Origin of the sequence: Streptomyces violens (assembly GCF_000717745.1) — a bacterium.
GTDB classification, from domain to species: domain Bacteria; phylum Actinomycetota; class Actinomycetes; order Streptomycetales; family Streptomycetaceae; genus Streptomyces; species Streptomyces violens.
The window spans coordinates 277,496-294,350 of record NZ_JOBH01000002.1 but is presented as its reverse complement, the minus strand read 5'-3'; the positions used below and the strand labels follow the sequence as shown (position 1 = coordinate 294,350).

18 protein-coding genes are annotated in these 16,855 nt (G+C 71.8%); 13 read left to right on the top strand and 5 right to left on the bottom strand.

Annotated elements, in window-relative coordinates; all coding sequences use genetic code 11:
* Positions 1-301 precede the first annotated feature (301 nt).
* The 4 genes from IF04_RS0104610 (at position 302) to IF04_RS0104595 (ending at position 4,347) form a co-directional block, all read left to right on the top strand.
* Positions 302-1,699, top strand: a complete 1,398-nt coding sequence (locus IF04_RS0104610; RefSeq protein WP_030251289.1) for a DUF6421 family protein — start codon at positions 302-304, stop codon at positions 1,697-1,699.
* Between the two features lie 29 nt (positions 1,700-1,728).
* Positions 1,729-2,490, top strand: coding sequence for an SDR family NAD(P)-dependent oxidoreductase (locus tag IF04_RS0104605; RefSeq protein WP_030251285.1), 762 nt, complete (start codon positions 1,729-1,731; stop codon positions 2,488-2,490).
* On the top strand, positions 2,487-3,560 hold the full coding sequence (locus tag IF04_RS0104600) for a threonine aldolase family protein (RefSeq protein ID WP_030251282.1): 1,074 nt from the start codon (positions 2,487-2,489) through the stop codon (positions 3,558-3,560). Before IF04_RS0104605 ends, IF04_RS0104600 begins: the two co-directional genes overlap by 4 nt.
* Before the next feature lie 91 nt (positions 3,561-3,651).
* Positions 3,652-4,347, top strand: coding sequence for a B3/B4 domain-containing protein (locus IF04_RS0104595; protein WP_030251280.1), 696 nt, complete (start codon positions 3,652-3,654; stop codon positions 4,345-4,347).
* Positions 4,348-4,408: 61 nt separating this feature from the next.
* Here IF04_RS0104595 and IF04_RS0104590 read toward each other — a convergent pair whose 3' ends face one another.
* Complete coding sequence (locus tag IF04_RS0104590) at positions 4,409-5,122, bottom strand: lysophospholipid acyltransferase family protein (protein WP_030251277.1); 714 nt, start codon at positions 5,120-5,122, stop codon at positions 4,409-4,411.
* A gap of 294 nt (positions 5,123-5,416) precedes the next feature.
* Here IF04_RS0104590 and IF04_RS0104585 point away from each other — a divergent pair, with 294 nt between their 5' ends.
* From IF04_RS0104585 to IF04_RS0104565, 6 genes are all read left to right on the top strand, one after another.
* Complete coding sequence (locus IF04_RS0104585) at positions 5,417-5,761, top strand: thioredoxin domain-containing protein (protein WP_030251275.1); 345 nt, start codon at positions 5,417-5,419, stop codon at positions 5,759-5,761.
* Positions 5,761-5,937: a putative leader peptide gene (locus IF04_RS40320; protein ID WP_425428364.1), complete on the top strand. Its 177-nt coding sequence runs from the start codon at positions 5,761-5,763 to the stop codon at positions 5,935-5,937. Before IF04_RS0104585 ends, IF04_RS40320 begins: the two co-directional genes overlap by 1 nt.
* Before the next feature lie 56 nt (positions 5,938-5,993).
* Complete coding sequence (locus tag IF04_RS0104580) at positions 5,994-6,506, top strand: flavin reductase family protein (protein ID WP_030251272.1); 513 nt, start codon at positions 5,994-5,996, stop codon at positions 6,504-6,506.
* Between the two features lie 211 nt (positions 6,507-6,717).
* Complete coding sequence (locus IF04_RS0104575) at positions 6,718-7,503, top strand: electron transfer flavoprotein subunit beta/FixA family protein (RefSeq protein ID WP_078599845.1); 786 nt, start codon at positions 6,718-6,720, stop codon at positions 7,501-7,503.
* A 75-nt stretch (positions 7,504-7,578) separates the two neighbouring features.
* Positions 7,579-8,541 carry an electron transfer flavoprotein subunit alpha/FixB family protein gene (locus IF04_RS0104570; protein ID WP_030251252.1) on the top strand — a complete coding sequence of 321 codons (963 nt, stop codon included), beginning with the start codon at positions 7,579-7,581 and terminating at the stop codon, positions 8,539-8,541.
* A 223-nt stretch (positions 8,542-8,764) separates the two neighbouring features.
* The gene (locus IF04_RS0104565) at positions 8,765-10,048 is read left to right on the top strand and encodes a DUF6986 family protein (protein WP_030251242.1); all 1,284 of its coding nucleotides are present in this window, start codon (positions 8,765-8,767) and stop codon (positions 10,046-10,048) included.
* 26 nt (positions 10,049-10,074) lie between these two features.
* Here the strand turns inward: IF04_RS0104565 and IF04_RS0104560 are convergent, their stop codons facing one another.
* The 4 genes from IF04_RS0104560 to IF04_RS0104545 all read right to left on the bottom strand — a co-directional run bounded on the left by IF04_RS0104560 (position 10,075) and on the right by IF04_RS0104545 (position 14,024).
* Complete coding sequence (locus IF04_RS0104560) at positions 10,075-10,641, bottom strand: rhodanese-like domain-containing protein (RefSeq protein WP_030251238.1); 567 nt, start codon at positions 10,639-10,641, stop codon at positions 10,075-10,077.
* Between the two features lie 63 nt (positions 10,642-10,704).
* Complete coding sequence (locus tag IF04_RS0104555; RefSeq protein ID WP_030251235.1) at positions 10,705-11,460, bottom strand: sulfite exporter TauE/SafE family protein; 756 nt, start codon at positions 11,458-11,460, stop codon at positions 10,705-10,707.
* A complete protein-coding gene (locus IF04_RS0104550) occupies positions 11,457-12,851 on the bottom strand; it encodes an MBL fold metallo-hydrolase (RefSeq protein ID WP_030251232.1) in 1,395 nt (464 codons plus the stop codon). Before IF04_RS0104550 ends, IF04_RS0104555 begins: the two co-directional genes overlap by 4 nt.
* Positions 12,852-12,992: 141 nt before the next feature.
* Complete coding sequence (locus IF04_RS0104545) at positions 12,993-14,024, bottom strand: LacI family DNA-binding transcriptional regulator (RefSeq protein WP_030251229.1); 1,032 nt, start codon at positions 14,022-14,024, stop codon at positions 12,993-12,995.
* Positions 14,025-14,246: 222 nt separating this feature from the next.
* On the opposite strand from IF04_RS0104545, the gene IF04_RS0104540 reads away from it, so the two are divergent.
* From IF04_RS0104540 to IF04_RS0104530, 3 genes are all read left to right on the top strand, one after another.
* Positions 14,247-15,203 carry an ROK family protein gene (locus tag IF04_RS0104540; RefSeq protein WP_030251226.1) on the top strand — a complete coding sequence of 319 codons (957 nt, stop codon included), beginning with the start codon at positions 14,247-14,249 and terminating at the stop codon, positions 15,201-15,203.
* Between the two features lie 169 nt (positions 15,204-15,372).
* Positions 15,373-15,666, top strand: a complete 294-nt coding sequence (locus tag IF04_RS0104535; RefSeq protein ID WP_157847607.1) for a hypothetical protein — start codon at positions 15,373-15,375, stop codon at positions 15,664-15,666.
* Positions 15,667-15,803: 137 nt separating this feature from the next.
* Positions 15,804-16,850: an NUDIX hydrolase gene (locus IF04_RS0104530; RefSeq protein ID WP_030251222.1), complete on the top strand. Its 1,047-nt coding sequence runs from the start codon at positions 15,804-15,806 to the stop codon at positions 16,848-16,850.
* The last annotated feature ends 5 nt before the right edge of the window (positions 16,851-16,855 follow it).

Here is a 16,855-nt window from a genome sequence, read left to right as displayed (position 1 = left end):
GCCATCTTCGGGGCGCGGCGGGGGAGCGCGGTCGCGGAGCCCGAACATCTCGCGATCCGGGACGTTCCTGATCGGTCCGTGATCGTACGAACGCCGGCTGGTGACCGGATTCGGTCGGTCACCGTATGTACGCCACTCGCGTGGCCGATACGGCAGAAAACGCCGATTCCCGCTACGTCCACAGGAAAAACATCTTCGTTGGTGGGGGTTGAGCAGGATGATTTCCGTTGATCCCTCTTGAGGGACGGGAGTGACCCGGTTACGGTGTACCCACCGAACGATCTCCTGCCGGAGGGCAGTCATGACGGAAATTCTTTCGCCTGTGAGTGTCCAGGCGGGCACGACGACCGCGGAGCGCGTGGTCGAGCACGCGGCCTGGCCCGTACTGAAGGACGCCATCGAGACCATCAGGCCCTGGCAGTCCGCGGACGGCTCCATCGACCTCGAGGCCGAGGGCGCGCCCGACGCCGCCACGGTCCGGCGCACGGTGGACCGCGCGATAACCGCGATCGAGACGCTCTCCCCGCTGCTGCCGCACGACGCCGCGTACCACCGCGCGCTCGTCGCCGACCTGCGCCGCTGGGCCGACGGCGGCTTCGCCGTGCCGGACTTCCTGGACTCGCTGCTCGCCTTCCAGCCGGCCCGTGACCGTGCGGACGGCCTGCAGCACCTGGTCGTCTTCCCGATGTACACGCAGAACGGCAATCCGGACCGCAACTTCGAGGCGGTCGTGCTGCGCATGGTCTGGCCCGAGTGGCTCGCGGAGCTGGAGCGCACCCGCTACGACAACCCGCTGTTCTGCGGCATCACCTTCGAGGACTTCACCGCCGGCTACGACACCAACTCCGCGGTGCTCTTCCCCGAGACCATCGCCGTGCGGGAGGCCCCCGAGCGCTTCAGCTGGGGCGGCATCTTCTGCGACCGCGAGGCCGCGCGCTTCCGCCGGGTCAGCGAGGCCGCCGTGGACGTCCTCGGCATCGACCTCCCGGACGACGTGCGTGCGATGCTCGCCGACCAGGACCGCTGCCAGCAGGCGTTCGTCCTGTGGGACATGGTGCACGACCGCACGCACAGCCACGGTGACCTGCCCTTCGACCCCTTCATGATCAAGCAGCGGCAGCCGTTCTGGATGTACGGCCTGGAGGAGCTGCGCTGCGACCTCACCGCCTTCAAGGAGGCCGTGAAGCTGGAGGCGGAGGGGCTGCCGCAGGGCAGGGACGTCCAGTACGCCGTGATCTTCGACCGGATGTTCCGCTTCCCGGTCACCGGCGACCGCGTGAAGAACTACGACGGCCTCGGCGGCCAGCTGCTCTTCGCCTACCTCCACAAGCACGACGTCGTGCGCTGGACGGACAACACGCTGCACATCGACTGGCAGCGGGCCCCGCTGGTCACCCAGCAGCTGTGCGGCGAGATCGAGAAGCTCTACCGCGACGGCATCGACCGGCCGAAACTGGTCCACTGGTTCGCCGCGTACGACCTGGTCTCCAGCTACCTCGCGCCGCACCCCGGCTCGGTCTGGGCCAAGGGTCCCGACGCCCTGGATCTGAGCCTCCCGCCGCGGAAACTCGTCGACGAGGTGCTTCCGGACGAATTCCCGTTGAGCATGTTCTATGAGGCCCTGCGCAAGAAGCTCCGTGATGTCATCGCCTCCACGAAGGGCATCACGGCCGGCGACGAGGCAGGGGCGGCGGCGTGAACGCGGACGAGGAGCAGCGGGAGGCCGAGATGACTACTACGACCGGTAACCAGGGCGTACTGGAGGGCGCGGTCGTCGCGGTGGCCGGCGCGGCGGGCCCGGCGGGCCGGGCGGCGCTGCTGCGGCTGGCCGAGGCGGGCGCCACGGTGATCGCCTCGGACGCGGACGCCGCACGGCTGGCCGAGGCGGTGGACGCCGCGCGGTACGCCCACGGCGGCGCCACCGTCATCGGCGACACCGTCGACCTGCTGGACCTGGACGCCACCCGGGACTGGGTGGACCGTACGGAGAAGGAATTCGGCCGGATCGACGGCCTGGTGCACCTCGTGGGCGGCTGGCGCGGCTCCGCTTCCTTCGCGGAGACCGACCTCGCCGACTGGGACCTGCTGGAGAAGCTGCTGATCCGCACCGTCCAGCACACCTCGCTCGCCTTCGAGGGCCCGCTGAAGCGCAGCGGCAACGGCCGCTACCTGCTCATCAGCGCCGCGGGCGCGAGCAAGCCGACGGCCGGGAACGCCGCCTACGCCGCCTCCAAGGCCGCCGCGGAAGCCTGGACGCTCGCGCTGGGCGATGCCTTCCGCAAGGCCGGGGGCGACGATGGCCTGCACGCGGCGGCTGCCATCCTGGTGGTCAAGGCGCTCGTCAACGACCAGATGCGCGCCGAGCGACCGAACGCGAAATTCGCGGGCTTCACGGACGTCACGGAGCTGGCAGAGGCCATCGTCGGCGTCTGGAACCGGCCCGCCCAGGAAGTGAATGGACAGCGTCTGTGGCTGACCCCCAAGCCGTGAGTGCCGGCAAGACCGACGCGCGGCGCCACCACGACCCCTCGGTACGCGGCTTCGCCAGCGACAACTACGCCGGCACGCACCCCGAGATCCTCGAAGCGCTCGCCCTCGCCAACGGCGGTCACCAGATCGCCTACGGCGGGGACGAGTACACCGAGAATCTCCAGCGCGTCATCCGCAGCCACTTCGGGCAGACCGCCGAGGCGTTCCCCGTCTTCAACGGGACCGGCGCCAACGTCGTGGCCCTCCAGGCCGTGACCGACCGCTGGGGCGCGGTGATCTGCGCCGAGTCCGCGCACATCAACGTCGACGAATGCGGGGCGCCGGAGCGCGTCGGCGGCCTGAAGCTGCTGACCGTCCCCACCCCGGACGGCAAGCTCACCCCCGAGCTCATCGACCGCGAGGCGTACGGCTGGGACGACGAGCACCGGGCCATGCCGCAGGCCGTCTCGATCACGCAGAACACCGAACTCGGCACGGTCTACACCCCCGATGAGATCCGGGCCATCTGCGAACACGCCCACGAGCGCGGCATGGTCGTGCATCTCGACGGCTCCCGGATAGCCAACGCCGCGGCGTCGCTGGACGTTCCCATGCGGGCGTTCACCAACGCCGTGGGCGTGGACATCCTGTCGCTGGGCGGCACGAAGAACGGCGCGATCTTCGGCGAGGCCGTGGTGGTCATCAACCCCGACGCCGTGCGCGCCATGAAGCACCTGCGCAAGCTGTCGATGCAGCTCGCCTCGAAGATGCGCTTCGTGTCCGTGCAGTTGGAAGCGCTGCTCGCCAAGGACCTGTGGCTGCGCAACGCGCGGCACGCCAACACGATGGCGCAGCGGCTGGCCGCCGGGGTGCGCGCGGTCGAGGGCGTCGAGATCCTGTACCCGGTCCAGGCCAACGCCGTCTTCGCGCGGCTGCCGCACGACGTGAGCGAGCGCCTGATGAAGCGGTACCGCTTCTACTTCTGGGACGAGGCGGCCGGCGACGTCCGGTGGATGTGCTCGTTCGACACCACCGTGGAGGACGTGGACGGCTTTGTGGCCGCGCTCCGCGAGGAGATGGGACGACCGTAACGCGGTCGAGGATACGCGACACGCGGTTCAGTGGGTTGTACTTTTCGGTACAGCTTGCTGAACCGCATTCGTGCGTGCTGGAATGCCTGCCATGAGCATCTCCGTCACCGTCTCCGATGACGTCCGGGCGCTGGCGCCCGGCTTCGCGCACCTCGTCGTCGAGGCCTACGACCTGGTCAACGGACCCAGCGACGACGCCAGTTCGGCGCTGCTGGACGAGGCGGCGGCCCGGCTCGCCGCGCGGCTGTGCGGCACGCCCCCACAGGACGAGCCGCACATCGCCGCCTGGCGCGCCGCGTACACCGCCTTCGGTGCCAAGCCCTCGCGCACCCGCAACTCCGCCGAGGCGCTGGCCCGGCGCGCCCTGGCCGACGGCGGCCTGCCCCGCGTCAACCGCCTCGTCGACGTCTACAACGCGATCAGCGTCGCGCACGTCGTCCCGGTCGGCGGCGAGGATCTGGGCCGTATCGAGGGGGACATGCACCTTGTGCGTGCCACGGGGGACGAGCCCTTCGAGACGGCGGCCGGTGGCGAGCCCGTGATCGAGCACCCCGAGCCGGGCGAGGTCGTCTGGCAGGACGGCATCGGCGTCACCTGCCGCCGCTGGAACTGGCGCCAGGGCGTCCGCACCCGCCTCACCGAGGACTCCACCAGCGCGCTGTTCCTGCTGGAGCGGATGGCGCCGATGACGCTGGACGCGCTGGAGGAGGCGGGTGCTGAACTCGCCGAACTGCTGGAGAAGTTCTCCCCGGGCGCGCGCATCGAAATGGGCGAGATCCGCCGCTGAGCCGCGCGCTTACGGGGCTGCGGGGCGCGCGCCCGGGGATCACCGAGCGCGCGCCGGAAGGTCAGCCCGCCGTCCGCGGTGCCGGTGCCGTGCCGCCCAGGTGGGCCGGTACCCACCAGGTGTCGTCCGGCCCCTTGGGGCGTACGGGGTAGGCGCGCTGGGCCGCCTCCAGCAGGTCCTGCACCCGGAGGCGCAGCCGGTCGGTGATCTTCTCGGGCTGCTCCTCGGCGGGCGCCTCGATCGGCTCGCCGACCCGGATGGTGATCGGGAAGTGGTTCCGCCCCAGGTCGCGCTTGTGGCCCTTGGTCCACAGCCGCTGCGTGCCCCACAGCGCCATCGGGACCAGCGGCACGCCGGCCTCCTGGGCCAGCCGCGCCGCACCGGACTTGAAGTTCTTCAGCGTGAAGGACTCCGAGATGGTGGCCTCGGGGAAGACCCCGATGATCTCGCCGCCGCGCAGCGCGCTCAGCGCGTGGCGGTAGGCGTGCACACCCTGCGAGCGGTCCACGGGGATGTGCTTCATCGCGCGCATCAGCGGCCCGGACACCTTGTGCCGGAAGACCGAGTCCTTCGCCATGAAGCGCACCAGCCGCTTCGCGGGCAGCGCGGCCAGGCCGCAGAAGACGAAGTCGAGATACCCGATGTGGTTGCTCACCAGCACCGCGCCGCCGCGCCGCGGAATGTTCTCCGCTCCGGCGATGTCGAACTTCAGGTCCAGCGCCTTGAACGCCGTGCGGGCGAAGCCGATGACGGGCGGATAAACGAGCTCTGCCATGGTCGGGGGGTCCCCTTCTGTGCCTGGGGAGGGGCTCTCCCGGCGGGAAGTTACGCAGCCGTAGCTTTGCGGCTTTCGGCAGATCGTGCCCGATGACGGGCGCAGGGGCTACCGTCGGGCCGCTTCGGGCCGGGAGATCCTCGTCACGTCCGCTGTGGTGGATCCCTCCTGCGTACCCCGACAACCGCTGATCAATCGGCTCTCGCCGCAGACGGTACACCGGCAGGGAATCATCGCCGCCCCGCCTACGCTGACACCGGAAGCACGTACAACGAGCAGCGAGGAAGGCCGAAGGTGGCAGGGCAGGCGGCAGGACAGCAAGGGGCGGAGCGGCTGACCGCGGAGCGGATCGGCGCGGGACTGGGGGAGCGGGCCACGCTCGTACAGTTCTCCAGCGCCTTCTGCCAGCCGTGCCGGGCCACCCGTCGCACTCTGGAGGACGTCGCGGGCATGGTGCCCGGCGTGACACATGTCGAGGTCGACGCCGAAGCCCATCTCGACCTCGTGCGGGAGCTGCGCATCGTGCGCACCCCGACGGTCCTCGTCCTGGACGCGGGCGGCACGGTCGTGCGCCGCGCCTCCGGGCAGCCCCGCAAGGCGGACGTCATCGCGGCCCTGGGTGCCGCGGTCAGCATCTGATGCTCATGCGGGCGGCCCGTACACGCTGCGTGATTGTGGTCGCACCTGCCCGTGAGCACTTGACTGCATCACGCACGCATCGTCAGTCTGACGTCATGCGGCCTGATCCCCTTCTGTACGGACGTGTCCACGTGGACCTCCTGCGCACCGCGAGCGCGCGCTGTCCGGGCGCTTGAGCAGCGACGACAGCACCACCGCTCCGGCTCGTACACCACAGCAGAAGGACACTTTCATGACCGCCTCGTCCGATCTCGCGGCACCTCAGCTGGCCTCTCCCGAACTGCTGCGCTCGGTCTTCCGGCGGCACGCGGCGGGAGTCGCGGTGATCACCGCGCAGGGCCCGAACGCGCGCCCGGTCGGCTTCACCGCCACCTCCCTCACCTCCGTCGCCGCCGAACCGCCCCTGGTCTCCTTCGGGGTGGGCACCGGCAGCTCCAGCTGGCCCGTCCTCGCGGAGGCGGAGTACGTCGGCATCCACATACTCGGCGAGGACCAGCACGAGCTGGCCGCCACCTTCGCGCGCAGCGGCGCCGACCGCTTCGCCGCTCCCACCTCGTGGCACACCGGCCCCCAGGGGGTGCCGGTCCTTGATGGCGTGCTCGCCTGGCTGGTCGGCCGGGTCGTGGCGCGGGTGCCCGCGGGGGACCACCGGATCGTGCTGGCCGAGGCCGTCGTCGGGGATCCGACGGGGCCGGGCCGGCCGTTGCTGTACCACCAGGGAAGCTTCACCGCCCTACGTGACTGACACCCCGTCCGGCGGCCCCGACACGCCAGGTCGGGGCCGTTGGCAAGGTCACAGTTCGACGCGCTTGCCATCGGGGAAATGCATAGGTGTACTGGCGAGTAATATTTCGGTCGGCGCGGGGACGCGCACCCGACCGGGAGCCGCCCCAACAGGCGCCTATGCTGCCAGCACAAGGCAGTTGTGAAGCGACGAAGCAGGTAGGAGAGCCGGCGTGAGCCTGAGGATCGTTGTCTGTGTGAAGTACGTGCCCGACGCCACCGGCGACCGGCACTTCGCCGAGGACCTGACCGTCGACCGCGACGACGTGGACGGTCTCCTCTCGGAGCTGGATGAGTACGCCGTCGAGCAGGCTCTCCAGATCAAGGAAGCGGCCGACGACGCCGAGATCACCGTGCTCACCGTCGGCCCCGAGGACGCCAACGACGCGCTCCGCAAGGCGCTGTCGATGGGCGCCGACAAGGGCGTGCACGTCGAGGACGAGGACCTGCACGGCACCGACGCGGTGGGCACCTCCCTCGTGCTGGCCAAGGCCATTGAGAAGACCGGTTACGACCTGGTCGTCTGCGGTATGGCCTCCACCGACGGCACCATGGGTGTCCTCCCGGCGATGCTGGCCGAGCGCCTCGGCGTCCCGCAGGTCACCCAGCTCTCCGAGGTGAGCGTCGAGGGTGGCGTCGTGAAGGGCCGTCGTGACGGCGACACCGCCACCGAGCAGCTGGAGGCGTCGCTGCCGGCCGTCGTGTCGGTCACCGACCAGTCCGGCGAGGCGCGTTACCCCTCCTTCAAGGGCATCATGGCCGCCAAGAAGAAGCCGGTGGAGTCCCTGGAGCTGGACGACCTGGACATCGACGCGGACGAGGTCGGTCTGGAGGGCGCCTGGACCAAGGTCGAGGACGCCACCGAGCGTCCGGCCCGCACGGCCGGCACGATCGTCAAGGACGAGGGCGAGGGTGCGAAGCAGCTCGCCGAGTTCCTCGCGGGCCAGAAGTTCATCTAAGGCCCCTGCGGCCGGGGTTCGCCCCGGCTCGGTCGCCCCTCAACCGCCTCATTCTTTCCGCAGGAGTGCAATCCCATGGCTGAAGTCCTTGTCTTCGTCGACCACGTGGACGGTGCCGTCCGCAAGCCCACCCTCGAACTGCTCACCCTCGCCCGCCGCATCGGCGACCCGGTCGCCGTCTCCCTCGGCAACGGCGCGGCGGACACCGCTTCCGCGCTCGCCGAGCACGGCGCGGTCAAGGTCCTGACCGCGGACGCCCCGGAGTTCGCCGACTACCTCGTCGCCCCGAAGGTGGACGCGCTGCAGGCCGCCTACGAGGCCGTCTCCCCGGCCGCCGTGCTGCTGCCCTCCTCCGCCGAGGGCAAGGAGATCGCCGCCCGCCTCGCGGTGCGCATCGGCTCCGGCATCATTACCGACGCCGTGGACCTGGAGGCCGGCGACGAGGGCCCGGTGGCCACCCAGTCGGTGTTCGCCGCCTCGTTCACCACCAAGTCCCGCATCACCAAGGGCACCCCGGTCATCACCGTCAAGCCCAACTCCGCCGCTCCGGAGGCCGCGCCGGCCGCCGGTACGGTCGAGGCGCTCGCGGTGACCGTGGCCGACGCCTCCAAGGGCACCAAGGTCGTCTCCCGCACCCCGCGCGAGTCGACCGGCCGTCCGGACCTGACCGAGGCCGCGATCGTGGTCTCCGGTGGCCGTGGTGTCAACGGTGCCGAGAACTTCCCGGTCATCGAGGCCCTCGCCGACTCGCTCGGCGCGGCCGTCGGCGCCTCGCGTGCCGCGGTGGACGCCGGCTGGTACCCGCACACCAACCAGGTCGGCCAGACCGGTAAGAGCGTGTCCCCGCAGCTGTACATCGCCGCCGGTATCTCCGGTGCGATCCAGCACCGCGCCGGTATGCAGACCTCGAAGACCATCGTCGCCATCAACAAGGACGAAGAGGCCCCGATCTTCGACCTGGTCGACTACGGCGTCGTCGGTGACCTCTTCAACGTCGTCCCCGCGCTGACCGACGAGGTCAAGGCCCGCAAGGGCTGACCCGTCCCACGGCACGTCACCGGGCCCCGTACGCGCACGCCGCGTACGGGGCCCGGCGTTTGGGAGAAAGGCGCGAACTGTGCGCAGCGGCAAGATGGGTGTTGACCTGGCCAGACGGCGCGGATAGCTTCACTATGCGGAGTTTCACTTCCGTGAAGCGAAACTTGCCTAACTCTTAAGCGAACCTTGGGATGGAAACGTCCCCCTATCGGGAGGGTGTCGAATGCCGCAGCAGGAGACCGTGGCCACGAGCCTTGCGAGCACCGTACGCGAGGAGATCGGAGCCTCTCTGGCCGCGGTCGACGCGGACCTCGCGCGGCGCTATCCAGGGGATCCGGGCACCCGCCAGCCCGTCCACACGGTCTATGTCCCCGGTGACGTCTTCGCCGCCGACACCATCCGCTCCTGGGGCGAGGCGGCGCGCACCGCGCTGGACGAGCACGCCCCGGACGCCGCGGCCCTCGCCGCCGTGCTCGGCATCTCCGACGAGCTCGCCGGACCCGTGTACGACCGCGTACGGGCAAAGCTGGAGCGCGAGCCCATCGAGGACCTGCGCGTCGACTTCGAGGACGGCTACGGCGCACGCGCGGACGCCGAGGAGGACGAGGCCGCGGCCCGCGCCGCCGCGACGATCGCCGCCGCTTACCAGGACGGCACGGCGGCCCCGTACATGGGCATCCGCATGAAGTGCATGGAGGCCGCCGTCCGCGACCGCGGCATCCGCACCCTGGACATCTTCCTCACCGGCCTGATGCGGGCCGGCGGCCTCCCCGACGGCCTCGTCCTCACCCTCCCCAAGGTGACCTACGCCGAGCAGGTCACGGCCATGGTCCGGCTGCTGGAGGCGTTCGAGAAGGAGCACGGCCTGGCCGCGGGCCGCATCGGCTTCGAGATCCAGATCGAGACCACCCAGTCGATCCTGGGCGCCGACGGCCGCGCCACCGTCGCCCGCATGATCGAGGCGGCCGAGGGCCGTGCCACCTCGCTGCACTACGGCACCTTCGACTACAGCGCCTCCTGCGGGGTCAGCGCCGCCCACCAGTCGCTCGACCACCCGGTCGCCGACCACGCCAAGGCGGTCATGCAGGTCGCGGCGGCCGGTACGGGGGTCCGGCTGTCCGACGGTTCCACCAACGTCCTGCCCGTCGGCTCCACCGAGCAGGTCCACGACGCTTGGCGCCTCCACCACGGCCTCGTACGCCGCTCCCTGGCCCGCGCGTACTACCAGGGCTGGGACATGCACCCGGCGCATCTGCCGACCCGGTACGCGGCCGTGTACGCCTTCTACCGCGAGGGCCTCGAAAAGGCCGCGGCACGCCTCGCCGCGTACGTCGCCAAGGCCGGCGGCGCCGTGATGGACGAGCCCGCCACGGCCAAGGCCCTCAGCGGCTACCTGCTGCGCGGCCTGGACTGCGGCGCCGTCGACATCGCCGAGGTCGCCCGGCTCACCGGCCTCACCCGCGCGGACCTGGACGGCCTGGCGGGCCGGCCGACGCAGGCGGGCTGACCCGGCCGGGCCTCGGGCGCAGGCTCTCAGCCCTTCAGGGCGGCCAGCGTGGCGGAGAGGTCCGTGGCACCGGCCCGGTTGTACGGCAGCTTCGCCAGCACCCGGGCCATGCCGCAGGTGTCGGTGAGCGCCGAGTAGACCAGCCCGCCGGCGATACCGGCCGACAGCAGCCGGGCGGCGGGCCACCGCCGCCCGGCGAGCAGTCCGGTCAGCACCAGCGACCCGGCGGCCAGCCGCACCTGACGCTCCATGGCCCAGACCGGACGCGCACCTTCGGTACCTTCCGGACGGCGCACCTCGAGGCCGTGCTGCACCCAGCCGTTGGTGCCGCCGGTCAGGGTGGCGGCGGCTATGCCCTGCTCGGCGAGGGCGGCGCAGGCCTGCGCCGAGCGGTTGCCGGAGGCGCAGACCATGAGCAGGCCGGCCCGCGCCGCCGCGTCCCGCAGTGCGGGCACGGCCTCGCCGAGGCGGTCCAGGGGGATGTTGTGCGCGCCGGGCAGATGCCCGGTGGCGTACTCCCCGGGCGTCCGTACGTCGATCACGGTCAGCTCGTCGAGCCGCGCGGCGGCCTCATCGGTGGTGAGGGCGGTCATGAGTTCCCTGCCTTTCATTTGCTCTGTGGCTTTTGGTCATGGGGTTATTGGGTGGTCGCCCGGTCACGTCACCGCGTCGACGACCATGAACGCCGCGACCGCCAGCAGCACGCCCGCGAACGCGCGTTGCAGCAGCGGCCCCGACGCCTTCGCGGCCAGGCGTTTGCCGTCCCACGCGCCCAGGACCGCCGTGGCGGTGAACGGGGCGATGACCGCCCAGTCCAGCCCGCCCATGGTCGTACCGCGCGTGGCCAGGGAGGCCAGTGAGTTGGCCGAGATGACCAGCAGGCTGGTGCCGACGGCAGCCGACATGTCGAAGGCCAGCACGGTGACCAGCGCGGGCACGGCGAGGAAGCCCCCGCCGACGCCCAGCAGCCCCGTCAGCGCGCCCAGTCCGGCGCCGCTGCCCGCCGCCCTGGCCGGCCGTACCGACGGGGTTTCCCGTTCGGCGGCGTCCGGCCGCGTGCCGCGCAGCATACGCAGGGCCGCCAACGCGGCGACGGCGGCGAAGGCGACCGTCAGCAGCCACTGCGGCAGATGGGCCGCCGCCGCGCCGGCCAGCGCCGCCGGTACCAGTCCGGCGGCCGCGAACAGCGCCCCCGCCTTCCATCGCACATGGCCCGCGCGGGCATGGGCGTACAGGGCGGTGAGCGAGGTGACGGTGACGATCAGGAGGCTCGCGGTCGTCGCCGCTGCCGGGGTGAAGCCGAGGAGGTAGATCAGCGCGGGCACGGCGAGCACGCTGCCCCCGCCGCCGAGTGCGCCGAGCGCCAGGCCGACCACCGCGCCGGCGGCCAGGGCCAGAATCATTCCCGTCATCGAGCCGTATCGGTCCCCGGCTCGGGGAGCACGAGCCGGAGCCCGGCCGGCGCGGCCGCGTCGAACCGGTCGTCGACGGCGACGACGTCCCGCCCGGCCGCGTCCAGCAGGGACGCGGCGATCGCCGCCCGCATCCCGCCCGCGCAGTGCACCCACACCGCGCCCGCCGGCAACTCGCCGACGCGGCCGTGCAGCTCGTGGATCGGGATGTGCAGCGAGCCCTCGACGTACCCGCCCGCGCGCTCGGAGTCGCGCCTCACGTCCAGTACGACCAGGTCCTGACCGGCCGCGGCGCGGGCGAGGTCGGCGAAGGTGGCCCGCGGGAAGGAGCGCAGCTTCTCGCCCTCGCGCAGCCAGCTCTCCGGCGCGCCCGTGGCGGCGGCCGCCGGCCGGTCGATGCCCACCCGCGCCAGCTCCCGCTGCGCGTCGGCTATCTGCCCCGGCGTCTCGGCCAGCAGCGTGACCGGCTTGCCCCACGGGATCAGCCAGGCCAGGTACGTGGCGAGCTTGCCCTCGCCCTCGAAGTTGAAGGAACCGGCGAGGTGGCCTTCGGCGTACGCGACCCGGTTGCGCAGGTCCACCACCCACTCACCGGCCGCCAGCCGCCGCGCGAGCTGCTCGGCGTCGGCGGGCTCCGGTGGGGTGAGGTCGACGGGCGCGGGCCCTGCCGCGTTGGCCGGGCCCATGTGCGCGTAGTACGCCGGTACGTCCTCCAGACCGGCCAGCAGCTCCGCGACGAAGGTGTCCACGTCCTGGGTGAACGCGGCGTTGTTCCGCCGCTCCGCGCCGATCGTCGTGGTGTCCCCCTCGGCCTGCGCCGACGAACAGAAGCTGCCGAAGCCGTGCGTCGGCAGCACCGGCACCTCGTCGGCCAGCTCGTCGGCGAGGCGGTGCGCGGAGGCGTACTGGGCGCGGGCCAGCCGCTCGGTCAGCCGCGGCTCTACGAGGTCGGGTCGCCCGACCGTGCCGATCAACAGCGAGCCGCCGGTGAACGCGGCCACGCCGCTGCCCGCGTCCTCCAGTACGTAGGAGGTGTGGTGCGGGGTGTGCCCGGGGGTCGCCACCGCCCGCAGGACCAGGGCGTCGTCTCCCTCGTCCACCGTGACGGTGTCGCCGTCGGCGATCGGCGTGCGTGCGAAGGAGACCGCCGCTCCGGCCGGGACCAGGTAGCGGGCGCCGGATATTCGGGCCAGTTCCAGCCCGCCGGTGACGTAGTCGTTGTGCACGTGGGTCTCCGCGACATAGGCGATCCGGACCCCGCGCCGGGTGGCGGCCGCGAGGACCTGGTCGATGTCGCGTGGCGGGTCGATCACCACCGCGGCCGAGCGTCCGCCGGCCAGGTAGCTGCGGTTGCCCAGTCCCTCGAATTCCAGGGTGTCGACGAAAAACACGGCAGCGCCCCTTCCTTCCGTATCGAGAATGTATACCCCTGTGCATTTACCCCCGGGGGTATCGGTACCACCATAACAGGAGGTACCCCCGGGGGTATTTCGAACGGTGTGAAGGGCGAGGGTGGTGGTGACGGGAATCGGCTAGGCGGGCGGCAGTTCGCCCGAGCCGCGGGGGATCAGACGGGTGGGGAGGACGCGCTGCTGCGGCGGCTCGTCGGCGCCGTCCAGGCGGCGGAAGAGGAGGGCCGCCGCGGTGCGGCCGAGGCGGGCGGCGTCCTGCGCGACGACGGTGATGCCGGGGTTGATCAGATCGGCCAGTTCGAAGTCGTCGAACCCGACCAGGGCGACCGGGCGCGAGCGGTCCGCCAGGACGCGTACGACGGTGACGGTGACGCGATTGTTGCCCGAGAACAGCGCGGTGACCGGCGCCGGCCCGGCGAGCATCGCCTCGGCCGCCGACCGCACCCGCTCCGGCGCCGTCGACCCCAGCGCCACCCACGACTCGTCGACCGGCAGCCCCGCCTCGTCCATCGCCGCCCGGTAGCCGCGCAGCCGCTCTATGGCCGTGTGGATGCGTGGCTGGTCGCCGATGAAGCCGATGCGGCGGTGGCCGTGCGCGATGAGGTGTGCCACCGCGTCCCGCGCGCCGCCGAAGCTGTCGGAGAGTACGACGTCCGCGTCGATCTCCCCGGCCGGCCGGTCCACGAAGACCGTGGCGACGCCGGCCGCTATCTCCGGCTCCAGGTAACGGTGGTCGGTGCCGGCCGGGATGATCACCAGGCCGTCCACCCGGCGGGCGCACAGCGCGAGCACCAGTTCCTGCTCGCGGGCGGGGTCCTCGGCGCTGGAGCCGTTGATCAGCAGGGCCCCGTGGTCGCGCGCGACCTCCTCGACGGCGCGGCTCAGCGGCCCGTAGAAGGGGTCCGCGAGATCTTCCAGTACCAGCCCGATGCTGGCCGTGCGGCCCTTGCGCAGCACGCGCGCCGAGTCGTTGCGGCGGAAGCCGAGCGCGGTGATCGCCTCCTGTACCCGCCGCTCGGTGTCGGGCGTCACGCCCGGCTCGCCGTTGACCACGCGGGAGACCGTCTTGAGGCCGACGCCGGCGCGCGCCGCGACGTCCTTCATCGTGGGCCGGGTGCCGTAGCGGGTGGTGCTGCGGGCGGTGTCGGTCACGGTGCGGCGGTCCTGTTCCCTGGGGTGGCGGCTGCCCGTTCCGATGCGGAGCCGGGCAGGTCTGGGCGTGGCGTCGAGGTCGGTGGGGTGTCGGTATCCGGACTGTCTGGGCGTGGCGTCGAGCATAACGTCTGGACAACGTTGTCAATTCTGGCGAGACTGGCGTTCTGCACGCCGGGGCGTCCGCCCCGGGCCGCCCGCCGACCAGGAGATTCCACGCCGATGCAGACCGACCTCAACGCAGCCCTGGACATCGGCGGTACGAAGATCGCCGGGGCGCTGGTCGACGACCGGGGCCGGATGCTCGTACGGGCCACCCGCCCCACCCCCGCCCAGGAGGACGGCGCCGCCGTGATGCGCGCGGTCCACGCGGTGCTCGACGAGCTGACCGCGGCGCCCGAGTGGTCCCGCACGTCCGTCGTCGGCATCGGCAGCGCCGGGCCGGTCGACGCGCAGACCGGCACCGTGAGCCCGGTCAACATCCCCGGCTGGCGTGACTTCCCGCTGGTCGCGGGCGTCCGCGAGCGGACCGGCGAGCTCCCCGTCGTACTGGTCGGCGACGGCGTGGCCATGACCGCGGCCGAACACTGGCAGGGCGCCGCGCGCGGCCACGACAACGCGCTGTGCATGGTGGTCTCCACCGGCGTCGGCGGGGGCCTCATCCTCAACGGCCGCCCGCATCCTGGCCCCACTGGCAACGCGGGCCACATCGGCCACATCAGCGTCGACCTCGACGGCGACCCCTGCCCCTGCGGCGGGCGCGGCTGCGTCGAGCGCATCGCCAGCGGCCCGAACATCGCCCGCCGCGCCCTCGCGGAGGGCTGGCAGCCGGGCCCGGACGGCGACACGACCGCCGTCGGGGTGGCCGCGGCCGCCCGCGCCGGGGACGCCGTGGCGATCCGCTCGTTCGACCGCGCGGCCCAGGCCCTGGCAGCCGGCATCGCGGCCACCGCCACCCTGGTCGAGATCGAGATCGTGGTGATCGGCGGGGGAGTGTCCGGCGCCGGCGAGGTCCTCTTCGCACCGCTCCGCCGCGCCCTGAAGGAGTACGCCACCCTCTCCTTCGTCCGCGGCATCAAGGTCGTACCGGCCCAGATGGGTACGGACGCGGGCGTGGTCGGCGCGGCGGCGGCCGCTCAGCAGTACCGGGCGGGCGCTTTGGCGGCTACGTCGGGCTGAGGGGCCGGTGCGGGGCGAGTCCGGCCGGGGCTGCGCCTGACGCCCGCCGTTACCGGAATGCCGCCGTCGTTACGGGACCGAGGCCGCAGGCCCCCTTGCCGCACCCCTCGCCCGCCACGACGCTCCCCTCCAGCGAGCACATCCTGAATCGTGCGAGAGGCGGCGTCCCGTGACGAACGCGCAGATGTGGGCCCTGATCATCGGATTCGTCTCCCCCCTCCTGATATCGGTCGTCAACCGGCCCCAGTGGAGCAGCGCCGCCCGTTCGTCCGTGCAAATGGCCGTCTCGGTCCTCGTCGGCCTCGGCAGCGCCTATTTCGCCGGCGACTTCGCGGGCAAGGACGTCATCAGCAGCATCCTCATCGCTTCCGTATCCGCCATCAGCGCCTACAAGGGCATCTTCAAGCCCACCGGCGCCTCTCCCACCCTCGAACGCCTCACCTCACCGACTCCCCGTCCCTGAGCGCGCCGGGCGGTGACCTCCGGCGCGAGGGGTTGACAGCGGCGCGGGCCGGCCGTGCGGGAGCGGCCGTTCCGTGGCGCGTTTCCGTGGCAGGGTGTTGCGGGCAACTCACAGGGGTCTAGGGATGAGGGGGAACCGTGATCGTCTGGCTGAACGGCGCATTCGGTGCGGGCAAGTCCACAGCGGCACAGGAACTCTTGGACCTGCTCCCCGGAAGCACGCTCTACGATCCCGAACTGGTCGGCCGTGGGCTGAAGGAGATGCTTCCGGCCAAGCGGCTGGACGATGTCGACGACTACCAGGACCTGCCGTCCTGGCGCAGACTCGTCGTCGACGCGGCCGCCGCGCTGCTCACGGAGGTACCGGGTCCGCTGATCACGCCGATGACGCTGCTGCGGCAGGAGTACCGGGACGAGATCTTCGGCGCGCTGGCCGCGCGCCGTATCCCCGTGCGGCACATGCTGCTGCATGCGGAGGAAACGATCCTCCGGGAGCGGATCGCGCTCCGGGACGAGCCCGTACGGGAGGAGTCCTCACAGGAAGGGCCCGAAGAGCCGATACGTGAGCGGAGTCTGGCGCAGTTGGAGCCCTACCAGCAGGCGCTGGACTGGCTCCGCGGCGACGCGCACGTCATCGACATCTCGGACCTGGGGCCGCGGCAGACGGCCGAGCGCATCGCCGAGGCCGTACGGACCGGCGGCGGCGCCTGCGACATCGTCCAGACGCCGGAACCGACCGCCGAGACCCTGGCCGCCGGCGTACTGCTCTTCGATGAGGAGGACCGGGTACTGCTGGTGGACCCGACCTACAAACCCGGCTGGGAATTTCCCGGTGGGGTCGTGGAACCGGGCGAGCCGCCGGCCCGGGCCGGGGTACGGGAAGTGGCCGAGGAACTGGACATCCGGCTCCCCACGATGCCGCGCCTCCTGGTGCTCGACTGGGAGGCACCGGTGCCGCCCGGATTCGGCGGGCTGCGGCTGCTGTTCGACGGCGGGCGGCTGCCCGACGAGCAGATACGGGACCTGCTGCTGCCGGGCTCGGAGCTGCGCGACTGGCGGTTCGTCACCGAGGACGAGGCCGAGTCGATGCTGCCGCCCGTGCGCTGGAACCGCCTGCGGTGGGCCCTGCGCGCCCGCGCACAGGGACGCCCGCTCTATCTGGAGGCGGGCGTTCCTGTGGGGTGACCCCC

Excerpts from the sequence above, each read along its gene's own strand:
- IF04_RS0104570 (WP_030251252.1), top strand. The coding sequence starts at position 7,579 with ATGGCTGAAGTCCTTGTCTTCGTCGACCACGTGGACGGTGCCGTCCGC.
- IF04_RS0104590 (WP_030251277.1), bottom strand. The coding sequence starts at position 5,122 with ATGGCAGAGCTCGTTTATCCGCCCGTCATCGGCTTCGCCCGCACGGCG.
- IF04_RS0104605 (WP_030251285.1), top strand. The coding sequence starts at position 1,729 with ATGACTACTACGACCGGTAACCAGGGCGTACTGGAGGGCGCGGTCGTC.
- IF04_RS0104610 (WP_030251289.1), top strand. The coding sequence starts at position 302 with ATGACGGAAATTCTTTCGCCTGTGAGTGTCCAGGCGGGCACGACGACC.
- IF04_RS0104540 (WP_030251226.1), top strand. The coding sequence starts at position 14,247 with ATGCAGACCGACCTCAACGCAGCCCTGGACATCGGCGGTACGAAGATC.
- IF04_RS40320 (WP_425428364.1), top strand. The coding sequence starts at position 5,761 with ATGCTCATGCGGGCGGCCCGTACACGCTGCGTGATTGTGGTCGCACCT.
- IF04_RS0104565 (WP_030251242.1), top strand. The coding sequence starts at position 8,765 with ATGCCGCAGCAGGAGACCGTGGCCACGAGCCTTGCGAGCACCGTACGC.
- IF04_RS0104580 (WP_030251272.1), top strand. The coding sequence starts at position 5,994 with ATGACCGCCTCGTCCGATCTCGCGGCACCTCAGCTGGCCTCTCCCGAA.
- IF04_RS0104560 (WP_030251238.1), bottom strand. The coding sequence starts at position 10,641 with ATGACCGCCCTCACCACCGATGAGGCCGCCGCGCGGCTCGACGAGCTG.
- IF04_RS0104555 (WP_030251235.1), bottom strand. The coding sequence starts at position 11,460 with ATGACGGGAATGATTCTGGCCCTGGCCGCCGGCGCGGTGGTCGGCCTG.
- IF04_RS0104595 (WP_030251280.1), top strand. The coding sequence starts at position 3,652 with ATGAGCATCTCCGTCACCGTCTCCGATGACGTCCGGGCGCTGGCGCCC.